General features: G+C 71.1%; 15 protein-coding genes. 9 read left to right on the forward strand and 6 right to left on the reverse strand.

Features of this window, described 5'->3' with window-relative positions; all coding sequences use genetic code 11:
• Window positions 1-23: 23 nt before the first annotated feature.
• Entirely contained in the window at window positions 24-1,334 is a 1,311-nt protein-coding gene (locus WME95_RS13705; protein WP_437908839.1) for a thymidine phosphorylase, read from the reverse strand.
• Window positions 1,335-1,480: 146 nt separating this feature from the next.
• Here WME95_RS13705 and WME95_RS13710 point away from each other — a divergent pair, with 146 nt between their 5' ends.
• From WME95_RS13710 to WME95_RS13720, 3 genes are all read left to right on the forward strand, one after another.
• Window positions 1,481-2,863: a cytochrome ubiquinol oxidase subunit I gene (locus tag WME95_RS13710; RefSeq protein ID WP_437908840.1), complete on the forward strand. Its 1,383-nt coding sequence runs from the start codon at window positions 1,481-1,483 to the stop codon at window positions 2,861-2,863.
• The gene (locus WME95_RS13715) at window positions 2,853-3,881 is read left to right on the forward strand and encodes a cytochrome d ubiquinol oxidase subunit II (protein WP_437908842.1); all 1,029 of its coding nucleotides are present in this window, start codon (window positions 2,853-2,855) and stop codon (window positions 3,879-3,881) included. The genes WME95_RS13710 and WME95_RS13715 overlap by 11 nt, the downstream gene beginning before the upstream one ends.
• 300 nt (window positions 3,882-4,181) lie before the next feature.
• Window positions 4,182-6,014, forward strand: a complete 1,833-nt coding sequence (locus tag WME95_RS13720; RefSeq protein ID WP_437908843.1) for an IgGFc-binding protein — start codon at window positions 4,182-4,184, stop codon at window positions 6,012-6,014.
• On the opposite strand, the gene WME95_RS13725 is transcribed toward WME95_RS13720, so the two are convergent.
• On the reverse strand, window positions 5,943-6,617 hold the full coding sequence (locus tag WME95_RS13725) for a formylglycine-generating enzyme family protein (protein WP_437908844.1): 675 nt from the start codon (window positions 6,615-6,617) through the stop codon (window positions 5,943-5,945). The two genes, WME95_RS13720 and WME95_RS13725, sit on opposite strands and share 72 nt — an antisense overlap.
• A gap of 663 nt (window positions 6,618-7,280) precedes the next feature.
• On the opposite strand from WME95_RS13725, the gene WME95_RS13730 reads away from it, so the two are divergent.
• The gene (locus WME95_RS13730) at window positions 7,281-9,011 is read left to right on the forward strand and encodes an OmpA family protein (RefSeq protein ID WP_437910981.1); all 1,731 of its coding nucleotides are present in this window, start codon (window positions 7,281-7,283) and stop codon (window positions 9,009-9,011) included.
• 162 nt (window positions 9,012-9,173) lie between these two features.
• Here WME95_RS13730 and WME95_RS13735 read toward each other — a convergent pair whose 3' ends face one another.
• Together WME95_RS13735 and WME95_RS13740 are read right to left on the reverse strand one after the other, a co-directional pair.
• Window positions 9,174-12,812, reverse strand: a complete 3,639-nt coding sequence (locus WME95_RS13735; RefSeq protein ID WP_437908846.1) for a PHP domain-containing protein — start codon at window positions 12,810-12,812, stop codon at window positions 9,174-9,176.
• An 11-nt stretch (window positions 12,813-12,823) separates the two neighbouring features.
• On the reverse strand, window positions 12,824-14,161 hold the full coding sequence (locus WME95_RS13740; RefSeq protein ID WP_437908848.1) for a porin: 1,338 nt from the start codon (window positions 14,159-14,161) through the stop codon (window positions 12,824-12,826).
• Between the two features lie 210 nt (window positions 14,162-14,371).
• Between WME95_RS13740 and WME95_RS13745 the strand changes: the two genes are divergently transcribed.
• The 4 genes from WME95_RS13745 (at window position 14,372) to WME95_RS13760 (ending at window position 20,645) form a co-directional block, all read left to right on the forward strand.
• Entirely contained in the window at window positions 14,372-16,048 is a 1,677-nt protein-coding gene (locus WME95_RS13745) for a hypothetical protein (RefSeq protein WP_437908849.1), read from the forward strand.
• A gap of 85 nt (window positions 16,049-16,133) precedes the next feature.
• Entirely contained in the window at window positions 16,134-18,194 is a 2,061-nt protein-coding gene (locus tag WME95_RS13750) for a MopE-related protein (protein ID WP_437908851.1), read from the forward strand.
• A 143-nt stretch (window positions 18,195-18,337) separates the two neighbouring features.
• Window positions 18,338-18,973: a hypothetical protein gene (locus WME95_RS13755; protein WP_437552281.1), complete on the forward strand. Its 636-nt coding sequence runs from the start codon at window positions 18,338-18,340 to the stop codon at window positions 18,971-18,973.
• A 523-nt stretch (window positions 18,974-19,496) separates the two neighbouring features.
• The gene (locus WME95_RS13760; RefSeq protein WP_437908853.1) at window positions 19,497-20,645 is read left to right on the forward strand and encodes a helix-turn-helix transcriptional regulator; all 1,149 of its coding nucleotides are present in this window, start codon (window positions 19,497-19,499) and stop codon (window positions 20,643-20,645) included.
• A gap of 54 nt (window positions 20,646-20,699) precedes the next feature.
• Here WME95_RS13760 and WME95_RS13765 read toward each other — a convergent pair whose 3' ends face one another.
• Together WME95_RS13765 and WME95_RS13770 are read right to left on the reverse strand one after the other, a co-directional pair.
• Window positions 20,700-22,085: a KamA family radical SAM protein gene (locus tag WME95_RS13765; protein ID WP_437908855.1), complete on the reverse strand. Its 1,386-nt coding sequence runs from the start codon at window positions 22,083-22,085 to the stop codon at window positions 20,700-20,702.
• Window positions 22,086-22,344: 259 nt separating this feature from the next.
• Window positions 22,345-23,049 (reverse strand): transglycosylase SLT domain-containing protein, encoded by a 705-nt coding sequence (locus tag WME95_RS13770; RefSeq protein WP_437745905.1) that lies wholly within the window; start codon window positions 23,047-23,049, stop codon window positions 22,345-22,347.
• A gap of 214 nt (window positions 23,050-23,263) precedes the next feature.
• Between WME95_RS13770 and WME95_RS13775 the strand changes: the two genes are divergently transcribed.
• Window positions 23,264-23,749: a hypothetical protein gene (locus WME95_RS13775; protein WP_437552285.1), complete on the forward strand. Its 486-nt coding sequence runs from the start codon at window positions 23,264-23,266 to the stop codon at window positions 23,747-23,749.
• The last annotated feature ends 40 nt before the right edge of the window (window positions 23,750-23,789 follow it).

Here is a 23,789-nt window from a genome sequence, read left to right on the forward strand (position 1 = left end):
CCGCCGCGAGCGCCCGCGCGCGGCTATGCCTCGATCCGCTCCAGCACGAGCGCGGGCGCCTCGGCGGGCGCCGGGCCGAGCCGGAAGGCGGCGCGGACGCGATCGGCCGCGGCCCGCGCGTCGTCCGCCCGGCGCGCGTGGATGCGGGCGAGGGGCGCGCCGCGGTCCACGCGATCGCCGCGCACCGCGGCGAGCTCGATCCCCACGGCGGGGTCCACGCGCTGGTCGGCGCGCGTCCGCCCGGCGCCGAGCGCGACCGCCGACAGGCCGATCTCCAGCGGATCGACGGCGGCGACGTGCCCCTCGTCCTGCGCGGCGACCTCGACCACGACGGGGGCGCTGGGCAGCCGGCCGGCGTCCTGCACCACGGCCGGATCGCCCTTCTGCGCCGCGATCATCCGCGCGAGGACCTCGGCCGCCGCGCCGCTCGCGATGGCTGCCTCGAGCTTCACCCGCGCCTCGGCCGCGCTCGCCGCTGCGCCGCCGGCGATCAGCATCTCCTCGCCGAGGGCGAGCGTGCACGCGACGAGGTCGCCCGGCCCGCGGCCGTGCAGCACCTCGATGGCCTCGCGGGTCTCGATGGCGTTGCCGACGGTGCGCCCGAGCGGGGCGCTCATGTCGGTGAGCAGCGCGGAGACGCGCTTGCCGGCCGCGGTCCCGACGCGCACGAGCGCGGTCGCGAGGGCGCGGGCGTCGCCGAGGGTCTTCATGAACGCGCCGCGCCCGACCTTGACGTCGAGCACGAGCGCGTCGATGCCCTCCGCGAGCTTCTTCGAGAGGATGCTGGCGACGATGAGCGGGATCGACTCGACCGTGGCGGTCACGTCGCGCAGCGCGTAGATGCGCTTGTCCGCGGGCGCGATCCGCGCGGTCTGCCCGATCATGCACGTCCCCACCTCGCGGACGATGCGCGCGAACGCGTCGGCGTCGAGCGCGACGTCGAACCCCGGGATCGCCTCGAGCTTGTCGAGGGTGCCTCCGGTGTGGCCGAGGCCGCGGCCGGACACCATCGGGACGGGGACGCCGCAGGCGGCGACGAGGGGGGCGAGGCAGATCGAGACCTTGTCGCCGACGCCGCCGGTCGAGTGCTTGTCGACCTTCCGACCGGGCACGCCGGACAGATCGAGGACGTCGCCCGAGTGGAGCATCGCGCGCGTGAGCGCGACGGTCTCGGCGTCGTCCATGCCGCGGAAGAAGATCGCCATGAGCAGCGCGGCCATCTGGTAATCGGCGAGCTCGCCGTCGCTGAGGGCGCGGATGATCCGCGCGATCTCGTCCTCGGACAGCCGCCCGCCGTCGCGCTTCTTCGCGACGAGCTCGACAAGGGTCTGCATCGGCGTCGAGCTTACCCGGGTTCGCCCCTATTTGTCCCTGGCGCGGGCCCCCCTATGGTCGGCGGGAGCGCGCGGACCGTCCCCGCAGGAGAGCGGACACGGCGCCGGTCACGGTCGCGCGGGAGAAGGGAGCCGCAAAGGGCCTCATGAACAGCCTCCTCTACGCCCGGGCCCAGATGGGCCTGTCGCTGGCATTTCACATGATCTTCGCCGCCGCCGGGGTGGCGCTGCCGCTGATCATGGTCATCGCGGACGCGCTCTGGCACCGGACGGGCGATCGAGACTACCTCGAGTTCTCGAAGCGCATGGCGAAGGGGACGGCGATCCTGTTCGCGGTGGGCGCCGTGTCGGGGACGGTGCTCTCGTTCGAGCTCGGGCTCCTGTGGCCGAGCTTCATGGGGACGTTCGGAGAGGTGATAGGGCTCCCGTTCTCGCTCGAGGGGTTCGCGTTCTTCACGGAGGCGATCTTCCTCGGCATCTACCTCTACGGGCGCGGCAAGCTCTCGCCGAGGCTGCACCTGCTCTCGGGCGCGCTGGTCGCGCTGAGCGGCGCGCTGTCCGCGTTCTTCGTGATCCTTGTGAACGCGTGCATGAACGACCCTGCCGGGTTCACGATGGTCGACGGGCGCCCGGCGAACATCGACCCGGTCGCGGCGATGTTCAGCCCGCCGTGGAAGCACGAGACGCTGCACGGCATCCTCGCGTGTTATCAGGCGACGGCGTTCGTGATGACGGGGATCCACGCGCTGGTGCTCCTGCGGCACCCGTCGAGCCCGCTGTTCCGCAAGGCGTTCGCGGTGACGCTCGCGGTCGCCGGGGTGACGGCGCTGGCGCAGCCGCTCGTCGGTCACTACGCGGCGGTGGAGGTCGGGAGGGGGCAGCCCGCCAAGCTCGCGGCGATGGAGGCGCACTTCGAGACCTCGGCCCGCGCGCCGCTCCTCGTCGGCGGCCTGCCCGACGTGGAGCGGGGCGAGGTCGACTACGCGATCGAGATCCCGGCGGGGCTCTCGGTGTTCCTGCACGCGGATCCTGACGCGGTGGTGCCCGGGCTGGATGCGGTCCCCCGGGACGAGTGGCCGCCGGTCACGGCGACGCACCTCTCGTTTCAGGTGATGGTGGGCGCGGGCTCCGCGATGGCGCTGCTGGCGGTGGTCGGGGCGGTGCTCGCGTGGCGCCGCAGGGGGATCCCGGATCAGCGCCCGTTTCTGTGGGCGGCGATCCTGGCGAGCCCGCTCGGCATCGTGGCGATGGAGGCGGGCTGGCTGGTGACGGAGCTCGGTCGCCAGCCGTGGATCGTGCGGGGCGCGATGCGCACGCGCGACGCGGTGACCCCGTTCCCGCACCTCGCGGCGCCTTTCTGGACGTTCACGGCGCTCTATGTCTTTCTCGGCGTGGTGGTGGTCTACCTGCTCGTGCGCCAGCTCCGCGCGGCGCCGCTCGGGGTGACGGGAGGCGGCGGCGCGCCGCTCGAGGGGACGGGCGGCGGCGCGCCGCGCGCGTCCGGGGGAGGCGAGGCCGATGCGCACTGAGTGGTTCATCGGCGGGGTGATGATGGCGGCGCTCGTGCTGTACGCGCTGCTCGGGGGCGCCGATTTCGGCGGCGGCGTGTGGGATCTGCTCGCCTCCGGCCCGCGGAAGCGGGAGCAGCGCGCCCTCATCGAGCGGGTCATCGGCCCGATCTGGGAGGCCAACCACGTGTGGCTCATCCTGGTCGTGGTGCTGCTCTTCACCGCGTTTCCTCCCGCGTTCGCGGCGATCTCGATCGCGCTGCACGTCCCCCTCACGCTGTTCCTCGTTGGCGTCGTGTTTCGCGGCTCGGCGTTCAGCTTCCGCAGCTACGACTCCCGGGGCGATCGGCGGCAGAAGCGCTGGGGGTTCGTCTTCTCGCTCGCGAGCGTGATCGCGCCTGTGCTGCTCGGCATGATCGTCGGCGCGGTGGCGTCCGGGCGGATCCGGGTGGTGTCGGGGGTGGTGACGAGCGGCTTCTTCGCGCCGTGGCTCTCGCTGTTTCCGTTCGTGGTGGGGCTGTTCGCGCTGGCGCTGTTCGCGTTCCTGGCGGCGGTGTACCTGACGAACGAGGCGAAGGAGCCTGCGCTGGTCGACGATTTCCGGCGGCGCGCGCTCGCCGCGGGCTGCGTTGTGGCGGCGCTCGCGCTGGCGTCGTTCGCGGCGTCGTTCCAGGGCGCGCCGCTCATTCGAGAGGGGCTGACCGATCATCCGATCACGTGGCCGCTCCACGTCACGACGGGCCTCGCGGCCACCGCGGCGCTCTTCGCGTTGTGGACCCGCCGTTTCCGTCTGGCGCGCTTCGCGGCGGCGGCGCAGGTCACGCTGATCCTGCTCGGCTGGGCGGCCTCGCAGTACCCGTTCCTGGTGGTGCCGGACGTGACGCTCGAGGGCGCGGCGGCGAACCCGAGGACGTTGCGATTGCTTGTCTGGGTGCTCGGCGTCGGATCCGTGCTGCTGTTCCCATCGCTGTACGTGCTCTTCCGCGTCTTCGGCAGCGGCCGGGCGGGGGCTGCGTCGGACGGCGACGACGACCATTGAGCGGGAGTGGGGCCGACGTACGTGGAAGTCGCGGTGGCCAAATCTGATGCACCACCTCGACCTACCCGCAGGAGAGGCGTGAGGACGGCTGGCTGAACAGCGGCTCTGTGTCCGTCCGGGCGCTAGGGGCCGATGGCGCGATGCCGGTCGCCCATTGCATTCCTGGGACCTGCAACCCGCTCTCGCTGCGCCCCCGAAAAAATGCGAACGCTTTCGCGGGCCTCCCCACGGCGGTCGAACCGTGTTACGCTCGAAGGCGCGAAGTTTCAGGATGCTTGTGGGGGAAGGAGCCCTGTAGAGATGGCGAACATGGCTAGATACCGTCGACACGCGATTGTGGGGTTACTTGCAGCGACAGCCGGTGTGACGGGCTCGTTCGCCGCGTGCACGGACTCGTACCGTCATGGGCTCACCGGCTCCGGCTCGGGCCCCACCGGGACCGGCGGCAGCAGCGGCGGCACCGGCGGCGCGGGCGGGGAGGCGGGGAGCACGGGGACGTTCGGGGAGGGGGGGCGGTGCGATCCGATCTGCTCCAACGATCTGAAGAAGATCCTCAGCTGCAATGGGGTGACGCTGGCGACTTGCAAGCCGGAGGAGGGGTGTGTCAACGCCGAGTGCGTGCCCAACCCGTGCGAGGCGGCGGAGCAGTCGAAGAGCTCGTACGGGTGCGACTTCTGGGCGGTGAAGACCGCGCAGCGGGCGGAGGCGAAGGGAGCCTGCTTCGCGGCGGTTATCGCCAATACGTGGGAAAAGGAGGTAAAGCTTACGGTGCAACGAAACGGCGAGACCTTGCCCGTTGAGGACTTTGCCTTCATCCCACAGGGGCAAGGGAGCCAGATCGTATACCAGCCATACAATCCTGATGTGGGGCTTGGCGTTGGCGAGGTCGCTGTCTTGTTCTTGTCACGCAGTAGCGGCGGTCTGCTGGATTGCCCAAAAGAACCTGCGATGAGGGCTGAGACTGGCGTCGCCGGTACAGGGCGCGGTTCGGGTTTCCATATAACCACGGATTACCCCGCGGTTGCGTACCAGATCGCCCCCTATGGTGGAGGCCCGACCAGCTACACTTCGGCGACCCTGCTGTTGCCCACGAGCTCGTGGGATACGAACTATGTTGCCGTTAATGCCTATCCGGTGTCTCCTTTGAATACGGAGGGGCTGCCGTCATTGGAGATCGTGGCCCGCGAAGACAATACATCGGTTACCATCCTTCCCAGGGAAGATATCAAGGGTGCAGGGCCCGTCGATAATCCAGTGGTCGCTCCGGCTACGAAGGGAATGCCAGTAACATATACGCTGAACAAGGGTGAGTTTTTGCAGATTTCTCAGGATGCTGAGCTTACAGGCAGCCCCATTTCGTCGGACAAGCCCGTTGGTGTGTTTGGGGCCTCTTCCTGTATGAATGTTCCGCTTGAAGTCGCGGACTGCGATTCGGCGCATCAGCAGATTGCGCCAGTACGAGCGACAGGAAGCGAGTATGTGGCGGTGCGTTATCAGGGGCGGGAGGAGGGCGTCGAAGAGGCGCCTCCGTGGCGCCTGGTCGGCATGGTCGACGGTACAGAGTTGAACTGGGAGCCATCGAAGCCAGAGGGGGCTCCTGACACGCTTAAACTCGGTGACGTTGTCGAATTCAGCGCAGCCGGTCCCTTCGTTGTGCGGAGTCAGAACGGCGAGCATCCGTTCTACTTTGGTGGTTACATGACTGGAGGCGAGAACTTTCAGCGGGTGGGTGATCCGGAATGGGTCAATGTTATTCCTCCGTCTCAGTTCTTGGATTATTATGTTCTGTTTACGGACCCCTCATACCCGCAGACAAGCTTGAATGTTGTGCGTACCAAGTCGAAGCGTGATGGCAAGTTCGCAGATGTGACCCTGGACTGCATGGGGAAGCTCTCCGGATGGGAGCCGATTGGAGACTACGAGTATACACGTGTTCAGCTGGTGAGCGGGAATTTTGAGGGCTCCGGCGACTGCATCAACGGGCGCCACGTGATGTCGAGCGAGCTTCCATTTGGCGTCACTGTCTGGGGATGGGGCGCCATTTCAGGTTCTCTCGAGGTCTCATATGCATACCCGGCAGGCGCGGGATTCCAGCCAATTAACCAGATCACGATCCCTGTAGATCCCCTGTGATGCGGAAGATGTGCGGTATGCCGCAGCAGTCAGCGGATGCGCGGATTTTGTAGTGCGCTTTGCTGGGCGGCCTCGGGGGTTTGAAAGATACACCCGCTGCTCCTCACCGCCGGCGACGGCGTAGTTCCACTCGGCCTCGGTGGGCAGGTAGCCCCCGTCCCATGCGCAGAATGCGAAGGCCTCGTACCACGTGACGCAATGCATCGGCCGGTGTTCGTTGGGGCCCCGCTCGGCGGTCCGTGTCGGGTAGTACTGGCATTCTAGCTGTGCTTTGAGCTGCTCGGTGTTTGCTGTGAGCGAGGATGTCCAATCGAATTGCCACCCGCTATCGGTCACACCTGGGCGCTCCCCGGCTCCGAGCGCCGGGGGATCCCTCCGCGTCCCTTTCAGCGCCTCCACGAACGCACGAAATCGTCCTACCGTGACCTCGTATCTGTCGAGCCTGAAGTCGCTGACGGTCGCTGGATAGCTCTCATCGTTGCTCCGGTAGAACGTGCCTCCCGGCACGACGTCAGCGGCGCAGCAATCCGCGTCTCCGTCGGGCCCGCAGCTCACTCCCGTGCCAGGCGCGTCGCCGCCCTGGCAGCTCGTCGGGACGCACACGCCGTCGCGGCGCCCCGGGAAGGGCGGCGCGCACGGCGCCTCCTCGACCCACGCGCCCCCTTCGCATCTCCGTGGCTTGCCGCCTGCGCACCAGCGCTCCCCCTCGGTGCATGGGACACATCGGCCCTTTGCACAGACTGGCGCCTCTCCACTGCAAGGCCGCTGGGGAACCCACTCCCCATCTGCGCACTGCCTGGGCGTATCGCCGACACAGTCGCGCTTGCCGTGCTCGCAACCTCCTGCGCCGGAGCTCGAGTCGCTGTCGCCGCCGGCTCCGCCTCCCCAGCACTCGCCCGCGGAGCGTCCTTGAAGTCGTCGAGCCCGAGCACCAGGCCGCAGCTCGTCATCCCGGCCGCAATCGCCAGCGGAGCCATCCGCGCGCCCGCGCCGTGGCCCGTGCGCCGCCTTTTCATTGTCGACATGCGGCCCAAGCTACACAGCGTGCCGAGGTCGCGGAAGGACCGCGCGCCAGCCCGCCGCTCCGACCCGCGCGCCCCGGACACAGCCGCCCGCTTCCGCGGCGGTCCTCGCACCTCCTGGTTCGACCCAGGAGACATCCTCCCCCGGCCCGAGTAGGCTCCCGCCCGGACGCCGGCCCGCATGCGGCGGAACGCCCGCGTCAACCTCGTTTTTCGAGCGTTGCTTGGAGGACAGCTCACCGTGATGGATCGACGAAACCTGCCGGGCCGTGCGCCGCGACGCCCGTCGCGCCTTCGCTGCGCGCTGACCGCAGCGGCCCTGGCCGCACCGGCCCTCGCCGCGCTGGCGCCCTCCGCCGCCCGCGCGCAGGACCGGACCTTCTACCTCGATCGCCTCAGGATGGCCGGCGCCCCCGACGACGGGATCGGCGTCTGGCGCCCGCACATGGGGGAACGGACGCGCTTCTTCGGGCAGCTCGGGCTGGGGATGTCGGTCCACCCGCTCCGCGACGACAACTACGTTGACAACCTCGCCATCGAGGAGCGGGTCGAGGGCGACGGACCCGTCACCTCCCAGCTCATCACCTACCTGAACGCGGGCGTCGAGATCCTCGGCCGCGGCGCCCTCCAGGTCTCGTTCCCCATCGTCCTGTTCCAGGACGGCAACCAGACCTACCACCGCGAGCTCGGCCTCAACCAGAGCGTCGACCTGAAGACCGCCACCCCCATGGACCTCCGGGTCGACGCGCGCTTCGTCGCCCTGGAGCTCGACGAGCGCCGCTTCCGGCTCGGCCTCACCGGGGCGGTCTTCGTGCCCATCGGCAACACGTACTCGTTCGCAGGCGACCGGGGCGTGAGCAGCTCGTTCGGCCTCGGCGCCGAGTACGACTTCAAGGATTTCTTCGTCACCCTGAACACCGGCGTCGCCATCCGGCCGCGCGTGGCGCTCAACGAGCTCGTCGTGGGCAGCGAGCTCACGTACGGCGTCGGCGGCTACGTCCCGCTCGTCGACGGCAAGCTCCGCCTCGGGGCCGAGATCTTCGGCTCGTTCGGCCTCCTCAAGGAGACCGCGGGCGAGCTCGATGCCTCGCCCATCGAGTGGCAGCTCAACAGCAAGATGTTCCTCACCAAGGACAAGGCGGTCTACGTCGGCGCCGGCGTCGGCACCCGCATGAGCGGCGGCTACGCGCCCGATTTCCGGGGGGTCGCCCTCGTCGGCGGCTCGTTCGGCATCGCCGACTCCGACGCCCGCTCGCCGGGCTTCAACTACGTGATCACGGCGGAGAAGGACACCGACGGCGACGGCTACCCCGACGTCATCGACCTCTGCCCGGAGGACCCCGAGGACGGCAAGCAGCCCAAGCCGAGCGACGGATGTCCGGACATGCCCGACCGCGACGGCGACGGCATCCCCGACGTCGTCGACAAGTGCCCGGACGACCCCGAGGACAAGGACGGCATCGACGATCGCGACGGCTGCCCCGAGGAGGACGCGGATCAGGACGGCATCCCCGACGCGCAGGACAAATGCCCGAAGGAGCCGGGGCAGGTCGTCGTCGAAGACCCGGAGAAGAACGGCTGCCCGTTCTACATCCGCAGGATCACGGGCTCCGCCGAGATCGAGATCATGAAGCAGGTCGAGTTCGAGTTCGACAGCTCCAGGATCCTCCCGCAGAGCTATCCGATCCTCGACGAGGTCGTGCGCCTGCTCAAGGCGAACCCCGAGATCAAGCTGCTCAGCATCGAGGGGCACACCGACAACCAGGGCACCATCGACTACAACGACCGGCTCGCGCACAACCGCGCCATCGCGGTCAGGGTCTACCTGATCAACAAGGGCGTTCAGTCGGAGCGGCTCACCTCCGTCGGCTATGGCTCCCGCCGGCCGCTCCTGTCCAACGACACGCCGGAAGGCCGGCAGCGCAACCGGCGCGTCGAGTTCCATATCAAGTCGCAGACGATCGAGGGCCGGTAAGCTCCAGCCGGAGCGGCTGGCCGATCCTCCCCCCGGGATCAAGCGACGTTTGCGTGCACGTGCCCCGGCATGGGCACGCAAACGTCATCTCCTGAGAGCCGGCCGGGTTCGGCCCGGCCACGCGGGCGCGTCCCACGCAGGCGCGCTCCCGGGGATCGGCGTTCAGTCGTCGCGGTGCGCGAGCGCCGGGCGACGATGGTCGCATTTGCCGGGGATCGGAAAGCCGCAGACCGCCTCTTCCGTCAGGCAAACCTGCTCCGCGGGACACTGCTCCGGATCGAGGACGCCGGGATCGCAGGGACGAGAGCAGAAATCGGGCCTCGCCAGCGGGGCGTCGTAGCGGCCGTTGCCGTCGACATCGATGGTGATCGGGTTGGTGATCGCGTAGGGCGGGACCGGCGACCAGTCGGGCACCGTCGGCGTGAGCGCGAACAGGGCGCTGAGCGCGGGGATCCGGCCGAACGCGTCGCCGGCCAGCCGGGAGAGCTGGATCTCACCGAAGGGGACGTCCAGGGAGACAGGGCTCATGAGGTTCCTGTCCTCGAGCCCCATGGCGATGATCACCACCCAGGAGTCGCGATCCGGCGCCGTGAAGGTGACCTTGCCGCGCACGTCCACGATCGCGCTCGGCGGCATGGCCGGCTCCAGCAAGCGGACCATCCCGCCGTTCAGGTAGATCTCCACCCGATCGACGCCGAACCAGCTCGCCGTCTGGACATCGAACAGGAGCTCGAGCGACTCGCCCGCGCTCGCCGCCGCCACCTCGCCGTAGGTCTTGCCGCGGATCGTCGCGCGGATGAAGGGGCCGTACGTCGCGAAGGCGTGCGCGCCCCGCAGGCTCTCGACCGCGGCCGGCATCTCGAGGGCGGCTGGGGAGTCGGTCGCGCTCCGGAAATAGGTCCGCGGGAAGCCCGGCTCCTTCGACCCGTCGTGGCTGTCGCTGCTGGCGATCTGCGCCGGGGCGAAGCCCCGCTCGAGGTAGCGGAAGTAGTCGTCCACCTGGCCCGCGCGGTACGTGCACGGCGCGTCGCGCGCGTCCTCGGGGACCGGATCGCCGCCGAGCGCCGTGGGCCCGCAGAGCTCCTGGCTGTCGGAGGTCGTTCCGGAGAAGCCCCAGTCGTTCGCCTGCTCGTCAGGCGTCCGGGCGAGGATGCGCTTCATCAGCGCCCACGCGAGCTCGGTGCGGGCGCGGCGCTTGCAATCGGAGACAGCAAGAGCGACGGCAGCCGCGCCTGCGCGGGGGGCGCCGCCCGGCGCGGACGTCGCCGCGCACGGCGCGCGCAGCCAGCCCGCCTCCTCGGGGCACGCGGCCTCGATCTCGGCGGCGCTCCCGGCGGCGTTCAGCCGCGCGAGGCAGCGGTTCCAGTCGACGACCTCGGCCACGCTCGGCGTGCGCACCAGATCGAACCGCTTGCCGTTGATGATTTCCATCGCGTCGAACGCGCAGCTCGCGGTCCGGAAGACGGGGTTGTTCTCCTCGAGGAACGTCGGCGTCCGGCCCATCGTGTAGGTGTCGACGCCGAGCTGGTCGATGTAGCCGAAGAAGCCGTCGCGCGGGTGCGCGACGATCGTCAGCGGCGCCACGGTGCCGTCGCCGGAGGCCCGGAGGGCGTCGAGGATCGCCCCGCCGGGCTCGCACGTCCAGTCGTGCGCTCCGTGGCCCGGGACGTCGAGCTCGTCGTACCCGAGCGGGAACCCGATGAAGTGCCCCTGCTCCAGCGTGGTGATCTCCGCCCCGATCGCCGTGGCGAGGTGAGGCGCGAGCCCGAGCGCGCGCGCTGTCGGCTGGTAGTCCGTCTCGACGTCGTGGTCGGTCGACACCGCGAGCTCCACGCCCTCGGCCGCCACCGCGGCCACCCGCCGCGGCAGCGCCATGCCGCTGTCGAAGCTCGGCTCGGAGTGGAGGTGCATGTCGGCCGACATCCACCCGCTCGTGTCGACCTCGCGCACGAGCGTGGCGTCGAGCTGCAACGTGCGGCCCGGCGCGAGCGTGACGTCGCGCTCGACGTAGATGCCGTACTCGATGCCGCGCGACACCGTGATCTGGTATCGCCCCGGCTCGATCTCGACCTCTCCCTCGCCGGTGGCCGTGATCTCGACGGCCCGGTTGCCGTTCCCGAGCCGGCCGTCGCCGAGGTAGACCCTGCGCCGGCCGTCGCCCGGGAGCCTCCGCCCCGCCTCGTCGAGCGAGGCGAAGGCGAGCTTGGCCGGCACCCGCTGGCCCGCCTCGTCCGCGACCCGGTAACGCACCCTCGCCGGCGCGGGGAGGCGCGGCGACACCACGGCCTCCTGTCCGGCCCGCAGGCTCACCCGGAGGGGCGCCGACGTCGCCGTCCCCGCAGCGTTCCTCGCCACGAGCAGGTAGCTGCCGGGCGGCAAGGCGCCGCGGAAATCGCCGTCCTCGGACGGGTCGAGGCCGAGATCCGCGTCGATCTCGTCGACGAGGCCCACGTCGCCGCGCGCCTCCCGGTTGGCCGCCACGAGCTCGTCCAGCGAGGCGAAGGGCCGCGCGGGATCGGGATCGGCGAAGACGAACACCCGGGCGTTCGGCGCGGCCTCGAGGGTGTCCTCCCACAGCACGTGGCCGCTGACCGCGCCGGTCGCGGTCCCACGGAGCCGGTGCATCACGCCCGTCACGCTCGAGACGTCGCCGTCGCCCACGGCCAGGTAGCGCTCGTAGCTGAACGCGCGGTGGGCGTCGCACGCCGCGTCGTCCTCCTCGCTGAACAGGCACGAACGGCTGGCGGACACGAACGCCGTCGCCGCGCTGGCGAAGAGGGGCACGTTGACCACCGATGGCGCCGTGCCCTCCGCTGCCTTCGTGAAGTAGCCGTAGCTGACGTCGCCGCCCGCCGCGGCCACGAAATCGAAGGTGAGCGGCGCCTGGAAGGAGTTCCGCCCCGCGTTCCACGCGTCCTGGACCGCCGTGTCCTCGTCGAAGCCCGCGCCGGGCGCGAAGACGTCGTTCTGGTTGCCGAAGAACACGAAGTCTCCGGCGACGATGCCGGCGCGGCGCGACGACGCCTCCTGCGCGGCCTCCGGCGGATCGCCGAGGACGCCGCCGAACACCGAGACCGGGGCCGTGGCGTTGTCCAGCGGCAGGACGTCGCTGCAGGCGCAGGTCAGGCAGCCGCCCGGGTCCTGCCGATACCCGTTCGGGCACGGCTCGCAGCTCCTCTGGGGCTCGCAGCCGGGCGGCGGCCTGTCGTCGAGCAGGAGGACCGTGCGCACCGTCACGAACCGATCGCCCGGGTGAAGGAGGTAGTCTGTCCGGAAGCGGATCCTGGAGCGGACGTCGGGGAAGAAGAGGCCGAGCAGATCCTCCTGCGCCCGGAGCAGGCCTATCGCCTCGAACAGGAACTCGCCGTCTCCCTCGACGCGGATCCCGGCCTCTGCGCCGTCGGATCCGTCTGCGAGCACGGAGACGTCGGTCGCCGTCGGGTCGGGCACGATGAGGTTGGCGAGCGAGAACATCTCCGCGAACCGGTCGCGCCCCTGTCCGCCCTCCTCGCCGATCCGACCGCGCCGCCGGTCGACGTCGACGATGGCCCCGCCGAAAATCCCCGGCCCGGGCGAGTCCCGCCCGCCCAGGATCGCCACGCGGATCTGGTCGTTCTCGAGGAGGAAGTCGCCGATGTCCGCCATCGCCACAGGGCCGCCGACGAGCTCGGCGCGCTGCTCTATCCGCTTGGCGCGGAGCAGCCGATCGCCCCCGCAGCTCGGCAGCGCGGGGGCGGCGAGCGCGGCGGCGGCGAGCGGGACGAGCGCTACCCGGGTGAGCCAGCGGTGGGTTCGCCGCACAGCGATCTCTCCTACAGCGAGAGCTGGAGTTGCAGGAGGAGCACGTCGTTCGAGAGCGACAGCCCGCCGAGCTCCTCCCGGTGCGTGACCTCGATCTGCGCCTTCACCAGATCGTCGACCGCGTGGTAGCTCGCGCCGCCGGTGAGCACGAGGTTGTCCCCTTCATCGTCGATATCCAGGTTGGGGTCGATCCACTCCACGCGACCCGAGACACCGAGCTTCCGGGCGATGAGCATGTAGCCTGCCTCGAAGACGAGCGCGAGCGACGAGACCGAGGTGATCTGCGCGATCGGCTGGGTGGGCACCGCCTTGGGGCTCGCCCCGGTCCAGAGCACCTCGCCGAGCGCGTGAAGCCCCGCGGCGTGCACCAGGACATCGGCGCTCGCGCCATAGAGCGTGCGCGCGCCGCCGTCGCTGAAGAAGCCGTCGGCGCCGACCCCGAGGCGGAAGGGCGAGCGGGCGACGTCCTGGAGCGTACGGCCGAGCGGGCCCCGCGGCTCGGTGGCGACCCGGCCGGCGACGGCGATCCCCTCGAAGCGGTTGCCGAGGGGAGCGAGGCTCTCGGAGGGACCTGCGTAGAACTGATCCGATCGCTGGAAGGCGTTGTAGACGCCCGCGTGACAGCTGAAGGCGCGGTCCTGGAAATGCCCTTCGGCCTGGATCCCGACCTGCGTGAACGGGGCGATCGCGCGGACGGCGAGCGGCCGCTCGGCGAGGGCGCCATCGCCGGCGCCGGTCATCGCCGAGCGAGAGAAGGGCACCGTGCGCGCGCCCGCGATCACCTCGAGCGCGCGCGCCGCCGTGACGCCGGCCCACGCCTCGTGGATGCGCGCCGTCCCCGCGTCGTCCCCGGCGAGCTCCGTGGAGATGGCGAACCGCACGAGCCCCGCGACGTCGCCGCGCAGCCCGGCGCGGACCCGGCGCAGCCGGAAGCCGGGCTGCTCGGCGCTGTCGCCGGCCTGGCTCAGCGCGTCGTCGCCCACGTAGGGCGCGGCTTGCAGCGCGAGCAGCGCGATCGGCGCGATCTCCAGCGGCCCGAGCGCGACCCGCACCTGCTCCCGGAAGCCCGGCGGCAAGAGGTCGCCGCGGTCGCCGCTCGCGGGCGCCGGCGACACGGGCGCGGGCGCGTCGCGCGGCTGCAGCTCCCGCGCCTGCGCGTTCGCTCGATCGGCCTGCGCCGCTGCGCCTTCCGGCTCGCCGGCCGCCCCGACCCCTTCTGTCTGCGCGTCGCCGGGGCTCGCGACCGCGGCGGCGGGCTCCTCTGCCGCGGGCTCGGGCTCCTGCGCGCGCGGCGTGGCGGCGGCGAGCAGGACTGCGGCGCCGCCTGCGACGCGAGCGAGGTGCCTCATGGATTCGGGTCTCCTGGAGGGCTGCCTGGAGCGCCCCTGCCGCTCCGGCTGGCCAGTGGTCGTCACCTCGTGCCGTGTCCACCCGGCGAGGTGCCCGGGAAACTAGAGGAAGACACGCGGCGCTGCAATCCGCGCGGCGCCCTGTGCTAACGCTCGCGGCCTACCCGCTCCTCGCGCAGCAGCGGAGGGAAGGGGAGCGCCACACTTCTCATGGAAATGCCCGGTTCGAGCCCGTCCGACAGTGATCCCACGCCCCGGGCCGGCGCGTCCGTCGCCCCGCCGCCTCGACCTCCTGGCGCGGAGGCGCCTCCCGCGGTCGAGAGCGGGAATCGCTGGCCCTGCGACAGGGCGTTCGTCGCGACGTTCGTGCTCCTCGCCGTCGCAGCCATCGTGCCGATATGGCGGGTGCGGTTCCTGCCGCTGCTCGATCTGCCGAACCACCTCGCGGCCGTCCATATCTGGCACAGCTTCGACGAGCCGTGGACGCGCTTCAGGGACTTCTACGAGCTCAGCCTCCGTCCGGCCCCCTACGGCGCCTATCACATCCTGACGCACGTGATCGCCTATGGCGTCGGCCTCGAGAACGCGAATCGCGTCGTGCTCTCCGGTTATGTGCTCGCCATCCCCGCGGCGGCGCTCGGCTGGGCGCGCCGGACGCGGCGCAGCCCCTGGCTCTCGGTCCTCACCTTCCCGCTGGCCTTCACCCTCTCGTGGGCGTGCGGCTTCCTGCCGTTCCTCGTCGGCGTCGCGCTGCTGCTCGCCGGCGTGCTCGCGCTCGACGTCTACCTCGATCGGCCGAGCCCCTTGCGCGGGGCCGCCGTCGCGCTGCTCAGCGTCGGCTGCGGCCTCAGCCATCCGCTCATCCTCTTCGGCTATTACGTCTGCGTCGCCGTGCTGATGCTCTGCCACCTGCCCCGGTGGTCGCGGATCGCCGTCGCGCTGCCGCTCTTCGCGCCCGCCGTCGCGCTCGTCCTGTGGCAGCTCGTCGCCTTCAAGAGCCCCATGGTCGATCTGCGGAGCGGCCCGCGGTTCCAGGGCGTCTGGGTGCCATGGCACGAGATGCTCCGATCGTTCCCGGAGTACACGCTCGACTCGGTATCGGGCGATCTCGACACCCGGCTCTTCTGGGTGCTCCTCGCGGTGGCGTCGCTGCTGGGCCTCTCTGGCGTCGCGCGCGTCGCCCGGCGCTTCCTCCCTGGCCGCAGCCTTCCCGCGCGCGAGCCAGCTGCGCCTGCCGGCTCGCTCCTCGACCGGCTGCATCGCCATCGCTCTCTCGCCCTCTGCGCTGCGATGGCGATCTGCTATTTTCTCGTGCCGCTGCACCTGGCTCGCCCCTTCGACTGGTGGTTCGTGAGCGGGCGCTTCTCGCCGTTCATCTGCTTCTTCGGCTTCCTGGCCATCACCGCGCCGCTCCAGGGCCGCTCGCGCCTCCTGATGGCCCCCGCCGTGGTGGCCGCGCTCGTGCTGCCGCTCCACCTCTCGGAGAAATATGCGCGCTTCGACGAGCGGGTCGCGCCGTTCGCCCGGATGGTGGAGCGGATCCCGCCGGGCGCCGAGGTCCTCTTCTTGACGCTGCCTCCGCGGACCGATGAATCGCTGATCATCGAGGGCACGAACCACTTCTCCTCGTGGGTGCAGATCATGCACGGGGGCTTCAGCGCGGACGGCTGGCACAACGTGGGTTTCCCCTTCACGCTGAAGCGTCGCCTCCCCGCGCCGCCGTCGAACCGCGGTGAGTGGTTCAGGCCGGATGTCCATGGCGTCGCGTACGATTACGTGATCCTCCGGAACGAGCGGCCGGATAAGCCGCTGTTCACCGCGGCGCACCCCTCGTTTCGCCGGATCGAGCGCGATGGCGCCTTCACGCTCTACGAGCACACGCGTTGAGCGACGCCACCGACCGGGTAGTCTACGATCCTCGCGGTCGGCCACCCCTCGGGTGCGTCGCGCCGAGGAGGGGAGCCGCTTGCCGATGTCGATCAGAACCCGCGCAGTCCGTCGCCGCCCGCTGGCCTGGAGCGGAGGGCTCGCCGCCGTGGTCGGGCTCGCGCTGGCGTCCGGCGTGGCGCCGTCCTGCGCCGGCGCGGCAGGCCCCGACATCCCGCGGGGTGATGGAGGCGAGGGCGCTTCCGGCTGTCCGGCCGACTGCGCCGCGGACCCGAGCGCCCCGCTGTGCGACCCGGAGACGGGCGACTGCGTGGCCTGTCTGCCTGGCCCTCTGGCGTGCCCGCCCGGTCAGTACTGCGATCCCGAGGCGAAGCGCTGTCTTCCGGGCTGTGAAGCCGAGTCCGACTGCGCAGCTCCGCTCACCTGCGATCCCGCGAAGCACGCCTGTGTTGCCTGTCTCGTCGACGGCGACTGTCCCCTGGGCGCGCTGTGCACCGGAGAGGGCGAGTGCGTTCAGGGCTGCTCGGCGGCGCACCCGTGTGAGAGCGGCGCGGCGTGCTGCGATGGTGTCTGTCGGGATCTCCAGACGGACGCGCTGAGCTGCGGCGCCTGCGGTCGCGCCTGTCCGGAGCTCTCGCACGCCGGGATCGCCTGCGTCTCGGGCGCGTGCGCGCTCACCGCCTGCGAGGACGGGTTCCTCGACTGCAACCACGACCCGGCGGACGGGTGCGAGCACGACGAAGCAGAGCGCGGGCCCTGCTCGTGCGCGCCGGGCGACACGAGGGTGTGTTACGAGGGATCGCCGGGCACCGAGGGGGTCGCTCCCTGCGCCCCCGGGGTCTCCACCTGCAGGTCGAGCGGCCTCTCGTGGGGGCCATGCCTCCACCAGGTGCTGCCGGCGCTCGACGTGTGCGCCGACGATATCGACAACGACTGCGACGGCACCGTCGACAACCCACCCGATCAGGACGGCGACGGGTGGACGATCTGCGATGGCGATTGCTGCGACTCCCCGTCGGACGGGTGCGGCACCCCGGCCCTCGTGAACCGCGGCGCGTTCGAGGTGGCGGGCAACGGGATCGACGACGACTGCGACGGCATGGCGGACAACACCGCGCCTTGCGACGCCGGGCTCACGAGCGACTCGCCGACCGCCCTCGACTATGCGAAGGCGATCGACCTCTGCGTCACCACGACGGCGAGCCCACCGTCGCGCTCGCAGCGCACGTGGGGTGTCCTCTCCGCGAGCTTCCACCGCGCCGACGGCGCAAGCGCGCCGGCCGCGGCCCAGCGATCGATCCGCCAGGGCTTCGGCTCCGGCATCACGCCGCTCCAGGGCGCGCGGCTCGCGGTGCTCTCGACCGGCGTCGCCGCGGCCGAGGCGGCGCCGAACAACACGAGGCCGAGCTTCGCCCCGTTCCAGGGCGGCCAGGACATGGGGACGTCGAGCAGGGTGCCCGCGGACTGGCTCGACGCGAACGGCGACAACCTCCCGAACGCGCCCGGGTGCCCTGACCCGCAGGGCGGCGCGATTGCCCACGATCCCGTGATGCTGAAGCTGCGCGTCCGCGTGCCGACGAACGCGAGCGCGTTCAGCGTCTCGACGTTCTTCCTCTCGTCCGAGTATCCGGAGTGGGTGTGCAGCCGGTTCAACGACTTCTTTCTGGCGCTCCTCGACTCGACGTTCGAGCCCTTTCCAGGCGAGGTGGCGAATCCTGCGGACGGGAACCTGGCCTTCTATGACCCGCCGCCCGCCGGGGCGCCGGTCTACCCGCTGGGCACGAACCTCGCGTTCGGCGGCACCGGGCTCTTCACCCAGTGCGTGAACGGGCCGACCGGGTGCGGCGGCGGCGCCACCCCCGGCACGACGACCACCTGCACGAGCATCACCCAGCTCCGCGGGACGGGGTTCGATGCCACGAGGCCGCCCGCCCAGTTCGAAGGTGAGCCCGGCTGGTGCGGATCGAGCGAGCGCGCGGGCGGCGGGACCGGATGGCTGGTCATGAACGGCAATGTCACCCCGGGTGAGATCATGGAGCTGCGCTTCGTACTTTGGGACACCGGCGATCCCTGGAACGATTCCGTGGCCCTCCTCGACAACTTCCAGTGGTCGCCGTTTGCCTCGACGCCCGGCACGCGCGAGTGAAGCGCCGCGCGGAACGATGGCGCGCGACCGCAGCGGACGGACGGCGACCCGATTACACTGCGCGGCGCAAAGAGGACCGCGGCACGCATCCCTCGGCCTCGCGCTCGTCAGGAGCGCTTCCGTTCATCACCCAAGGAGACTGCATGAGGAGAACGATCACGCCGCTCGCGCTGTTGCTCGCGAGCCTGTCTTTCGCCACGCTCGGCTGCGATAGCAAGGGGAGCGACGCGACGGCCCCCGGAGCGGTGGCTGAGGGCAAGCCGACCGAGAGCGCCGCCCCTGCGGCGACGACGGCCGCGCCGGTGGCGACGGCGGCCGTGCCGGCCGCGGCGACCGCCGAGCCGACGGCCGCTGCGTCGGCTGCGCCGGCGGAGACGGCCGCGGCGACCGCCGAGCCGGCGGAGACGGCCGCGCCGAAGGCGACGGCCGCTGCGTCTGCCGCCGCGGCCGCGGGGCCAGCGTCGACCGGCGCCGCGCAGGCGGGCGAGAAGAAGTTCGAGTGCGGGGCGAAGGGCCAGAAGATGTGCCCCATGCAGGCCTGGATGAAGAGCACGATGGCCTCCGCGACCTCGAGCGGCGACGCCGCGAAGATCGCGACGGCGCTGCAGTACGTGGCCAGCAAGCCGCCGCCCGGCATGGGCAGCTGGGTGGCGATCACGAAGGCCGGCATCGCCAAGGCGAAGGCCGGCGACGTCGATGGCGCGAAGGCGAGCTGCAAGCAGTGCCACGACCTCTACAAGGAGCAGTACAAGAAGACGATGCGCGATCGTCCCTGGTGAGCCGCCCGCCGGCGGCGCGGCGTATCCGCTCCGGCTCGCGCCGCTCGCCGCTGCGTCCCCGCGGCTCGCCGCGGCGAAATTCCCGTAACCGAACGACATTTTCGCGGGCTCACGGCGCCGTGGCGAGCGCCGAGCGCCGCGAGCGGCGAGCGCCGCCGCCGCGCGCCCGGTCGGGGATCGCTGCTCGGTCGGCAGGGCGCGGGACAAACATCTTGGACGGGAGGGGGTGATGCGATACAGCGCTGAGCTGATGGCGCGCGCTGTTCGCACAGGCCCTGGGGGTGCCCATGCGCCTGCCACCGCGTCCACTCGCGCGCGGGGGGCCGGCAAATCGAGCGGGGCAGCGGCTGCTCCGCGCCCGCGCGTCGGCCAGACTGCCGACCCGTTCTCGAGCGGCGCGACGCCGCCCCCGAAGCCGCGCCCGGGCGCGGCGCCGCGGCTCACCGGGGACGCGGCCCTCGACGTCAGGTCGAGCACGGCGGCCCCGAGCGTGCGCCCTCCAGCGGCCCCGTCCGCGCCGAGCGTGCGCCCTCCAGCGGGCCCTCCGCGGGCGGAGGCGGGTGCTCCTGCGGCCGCCTCGAAGAGGCCTCCTCCGCCGGACGAGGACGACGACGACGACGATGACGTGCCGGGCGGCGCGCAGCGCGGCCGGCCGCGCGGCCCGTTCACCCAGCACCGGCGGCTCGACTCGCTGCGCAGCTTGCTGCAGAAGCACCCTGCTGGCCTGACGATCTATGATCTCGCGCGCGAGCTCAATGTCACGCCGCGCTCGCTCCGGCGCTACCTTGTCGAGGTCAAGCGCGAGCTCGATCTCGTGTCGGTCGCCACGCGCCCCGGGGGCCCTCGCCTCTGGCGGCTGTCTCCGAGCGAGGCGCCCCGGCGCGTCGAGGTGCGGCGGACGCAGGCGTACGCCCTGCTCGCCGCCCGCCGGCTGTTCGAGCCGATGCGCGGCTCGACCCTGTTCGAGGAGATCGACCTCGCCGCGCAGCGCCTCCTCGGCGTCGCGCGCAGGCCCGGGCGCGGGCCGAACGCCGGCGTCGCCGACGCGCGGCTGGAGGAGCGCTTCCTCTATCTCCCGTTCGCCCCGAAGGACTACGCCGCGCGCACCGAGGAGCTCGACGACCTGTTCCAGTCCGTCGCCGACCTGCGCCCCCTGCGGTGCCGCTATCGCCGCTCGCGGGACGGGCGCGAGGAGCGGGTGCTCATCCACCCGTACGCGCTCGTCCTCTACAAGGACGCGATCTACTGCGTGGGCCTCCACGTGGGGCGAGGCGAGGTGCGCACGTTCCTGCTCGATCGCATGCGCGACACGGAGTGCGCGGTCACCGAGCGGTTCGAGCTGCCCCCGGATTTCTCCATCGACGACTACTTCCAGGGCCAGTTCGGCATCTGGCGCGGGGGCGAGCCCCGGCGCGTCGTGATCGACTTCGACGAGCGCGTCACCGAGTTCGTGCGGACGCGCAAGGTGCATCCGTCTCAGGAGATCACGCCGCTTTCCGGCGGCGGCGTGCGGCTCACGATGCTCATCGGCGACATGACGGAGCTCGCGACGTGGGTCCTCGGCTTCGGCGAGACCGCCCGCGTGGTCGAGCCGCCCGACCTCGTGGACCGCGTGAAGCGCGAGCTCGCCGGCGCGCTCGCTCGCTACGAGGATCCGCCGGCCGAGGCCTAGCTCCGCAGTCCAGCGATCCCGGGTGGGATCCCTGACCCACGGAGCTGGCCCGCCTCAGCGCGAGGCCTGGAGCGCCTCGTCGATCATCCTCTGGTGCTCCGCCGGGTCGGCCCAGCGGGCGCGCCCCTCGGGCGGGAGCTGATCGATCGGATCGAAGTACGTGTACCGCTGCCCCGGCTTGACGCTCGGCGCCTCGAACACCGAGATCCCGGTCGTGCGGTCGTAGTGCTCGAACGAGTGCGCGTCGCGCTTGCCTCCGCCGCCGGGCGCGTCGACGACGAACGTCGGCGTGTTGAACCCGGCGGTCGAGCCGCGCACATACTTCTCGATCGTGAGCCCGGTCGCCAGCGTGGTCCGGAGGTCCTCCACGCCGCGGACGAGGTCGTGGATGTAGACGTAATAGGGGTGCACGTGCACGTGCCCCAGGCGCTTCACGAGCAGCTTCATCGTCTCGGGCGTGTCGTTCACCCCGCGCTGCAGCACCGACTGGTTCCTGACCGTGATCCCCCGCTCGAAGAGCTTGTTCATCGCGTCGCGGGTGACGCCCGTGATCTCGTTCGGGTGGTTGAAGTGCGTGTGGATCACGACCTCCTTGTGCAGCTTCCGGCCGAGCTCGACCGTGCGCGTGACCGCGTCGATCCACTCGTCGTCGGTCAGGATCTTCTGCGGCATCACGGCCGGGCCCTTCGTGGCGAGGCGGATGCGCTGGATGTTCGGCATCCTGAGGAGCGTCTCGCCGATCGCGCCGAGCTGCTCCGGCCGCAGGTTGTATGCGTCGCCGCCGGAGACGACGATGTCCTCGAGCTCGGGGCGCGACGCGATGTACGCGTACGCTCGCTTCCAGCGCTCCTCGTCGACCTTGAAGTGGGTCTTCTCGACCTCCTCCGTGTCGATGCCCACCGCGTAGCTGCGCGTACAGAAGCGGCAGTACACGGGGCACGTGTCGAGCGGCAGGAAGAGCGCCTTGTCGGCGTACCGGTGCGTCAGCCCGGGGACGGGCGCGTCCGCGCGCTCGTGCAGCGAGTCGAGCCCGAGCTTCGGGTGATCCGGCAGGAAGCGCGAGGCCAGCGGGATGAACTGAGTCCGGAGCGGATCGGTGTACGGATCGTTCCAGTCGATCAGAGAGAGCATGTACGGCGAGACCCGGACGCTCATCGGCGCGCGCGCGAAGCCCTCGGTCGCGTCCCGGATGAAGTCGTCCGACACCATCCCGCGCAGCGTGTCGAGCAGCTTGTCGGGGCGGGTGATCGACTTCTTCGCCTGCCACCGGTGGTCATTGAACTGCTCGTCGGTCACGTCGGCGTAGGCCGGGATCCTCCGGAAATCGGGCAGCTCGAGCAGGTTCGCGTGATGGAGGGACGCCGGGTCCACCGGCGGCTTGAGGGGCGCGATGTCGTGGCTTCGCTTGCTGAGTTCGATGAGGCTCGAGGTGGTCGTCATGTCGTGGACCCTTGCTCGCGCGGAGCAAAGAGAGCGTCGATGGATGGCCGCGTGCCTGCGCCTGCGCGTCTCGGGGCCTGCCCGGGAGAGGCTGCGGCAGCGGTTCCTGGGAGCGTAGCATCGCGGTACCCCGTCGGGGGCGATGTGCGCCGCTTGTCGCCGAGCGGCGCCTCTGGCGGGCGGGCGGGGGGTTGGCGAGCGCGCTCGCTGTTGGCGGGCGCGCGGGCGCGCGGGCGCGATTGGCGGGCGCGCGAGCCGGTCAGGGTTCGATCGACGCGACCGTGGTGTCCCGGGTGGTGCGGTAGCGCGCGTAGTAGGTCCGGACGCGCGTCACGTAGGCCTGGGTCTCTTCGTACGGCGGGATGCCGCCGTGCCTCATGACCGCCCCTTCACCGGCGTTGTAGCCGGCGATGGTGAGATCGAGATCTCCGTTGAAGAGGTTGGCCAGGATGCGCAGGTACCGCGTTCCACCGAAGATGTTCTCTCGCGCGTCGAACGCGTCGCGCACCTGCATGCGGAGCGCGGTCTCTGGCATCAGCTGCATCAGCCCCTGCGCGCCGACGGGCGAGACGGCCCGTGGATCGTAGTCGCTCTCGCACTTGATCACCGCGCGGACGAGCTCCTCGGGGATCTGATAGAGCGCGGCGGCCTGGCGGATCCACGCGTCGTAGCGGCTGAAGCGCTCGAGCGATTTGTCGCTCGGCGCGACGGGCGTCACCCCCGCGCGCGTCGTCGAAGAGCGGCGCCCGTCTCCCTTGATGTACAGCTTGAACCGCGCGTCGCCGGTGGGGCGGTTCGCGAAGTGCACCGTTCCATCCGCGTCGGTGTACGTGAAGATGTCGGCGAGCGCGCTGCCCGGGTGCAGCGCGAGCACGGCGAGCCCGAGCGCGGCGGCGAGGGCGCGCAGGGGCACGCGAAGGGAAGGCCCGGAGGTCGACGGGGCAGGCATCTCTCGGTTCAGCATAGGTTGCGATCGTCCGCTCGCGCAAACCGCACCGTATCGGCGGAAATCGTGCCGGTGGAATCGGAGGAAGCTGAAGCTGGATTGGAGAGCAACGCTCCGGGCACGCGCGGTCATCCCGAGGACGTCGTCGCGAGGCGATCCGGCGCGACGCCCCCCCCGTCGTGGAAGCTCGGTCTGGTGAGCACGTCCCGGGCGCTGTAGTAAGGCGGGCGCCATGGACATCGGCTGGCGGCATGTGCTCGCGGGGGTTGCGGCCCTCTTCATCCTGTTCCTCGTCGTCAAGATGCGCCCTGCCCGGCGGCGCCGGGACGCGCTGAGCGCCGAGGTGCAGGCCGCGCGGGAGCGCGCGCGGCGCGCCGCGACCCCGCGCGAGCGGGCCGAGGCCCTGTGCGACGCTGGCGTACAGGCGATGCATGGCGGCCGCCGCGTGACAGCGGCCGTGGGGTTCTTCGTGCGCGCGATGCGCGCCGACCCGACCTCGGCCCGGGTCATCGAGCTCGCGAGCGGCGCGCTGGCCAGGCGCAAGCCCCGGCTCCTCGAGAAGATCCTCTGGCGGAGGCTCGCGGTGCTCCCCTGGGACGGCGAGCACCGCGACGCGGTGCGCGCGGCCGCCGGCGGGCTGGAGGCGCTCTACCGGCGCGGGATCCGTGACCGCAGCCGGGCGGAGATCATGCGCAAGCTGACCCGGACGCTCGGCTGAGCCAAGGCGCGAGGGCGCGCCATCGGGCGCGCTGCCGGCC

The organism is Sorangium sp. So ce327, assembly GCF_051530205.1.
GTDB classification, from domain to species: Bacteria; Myxococcota_A; Polyangia; order Polyangiales; family Polyangiaceae; genus Sorangium; species Sorangium cellulosum_B.

Excerpts from the sequence above, each read along its gene's own strand:
- WME95_RS13765 (WP_437908855.1), bottom strand. The coding sequence starts at position 22,085 with ATGACGACCACCTCGAGCCTCATCGAACTCAGCAAGCGAAGCCACGAC.
- WME95_RS13745 (WP_437908849.1), top strand. The coding sequence starts at position 14,372 with ATGGAAATGCCCGGTTCGAGCCCGTCCGACAGTGATCCCACGCCCCGG.
- WME95_RS13730 (WP_437910981.1), top strand. The coding sequence starts at position 7,281 with ATGGATCGACGAAACCTGCCGGGCCGTGCGCCGCGACGCCCGTCGCGC.
- WME95_RS13740 (WP_437908848.1), bottom strand. The coding sequence starts at position 14,161 with ATGAGGCACCTCGCTCGCGTCGCAGGCGGCGCCGCAGTCCTGCTCGCC.
- WME95_RS13720 (WP_437908843.1), top strand. The coding sequence starts at position 4,182 with ATGGCGAACATGGCTAGATACCGTCGACACGCGATTGTGGGGTTACTT.
- WME95_RS13755 (WP_437552281.1), top strand. The coding sequence starts at position 18,338 with ATGAGGAGAACGATCACGCCGCTCGCGCTGTTGCTCGCGAGCCTGTCT.
- WME95_RS13770 (WP_437745905.1), bottom strand. The coding sequence starts at position 23,049 with ATGCTGAACCGAGAGATGCCTGCCCCGTCGACCTCCGGGCCTTCCCTT.
- WME95_RS13750 (WP_437908851.1), top strand. The coding sequence starts at position 16,134 with ATGTCGATCAGAACCCGCGCAGTCCGTCGCCGCCCGCTGGCCTGGAGC.
- WME95_RS13705 (WP_437908839.1), bottom strand. The coding sequence starts at position 1,334 with ATGCAGACCCTTGTCGAGCTCGTCGCGAAGAAGCGCGACGGCGGGCGG.
- WME95_RS13775 (WP_437552285.1), top strand. The coding sequence starts at position 23,264 with ATGGACATCGGCTGGCGGCATGTGCTCGCGGGGGTTGCGGCCCTCTTC.
- WME95_RS13710 (WP_437908840.1), top strand. The coding sequence starts at position 1,481 with ATGAACAGCCTCCTCTACGCCCGGGCCCAGATGGGCCTGTCGCTGGCA.
- WME95_RS13715 (WP_437908842.1), top strand. The coding sequence starts at position 2,853 with ATGCGCACTGAGTGGTTCATCGGCGGGGTGATGATGGCGGCGCTCGTG.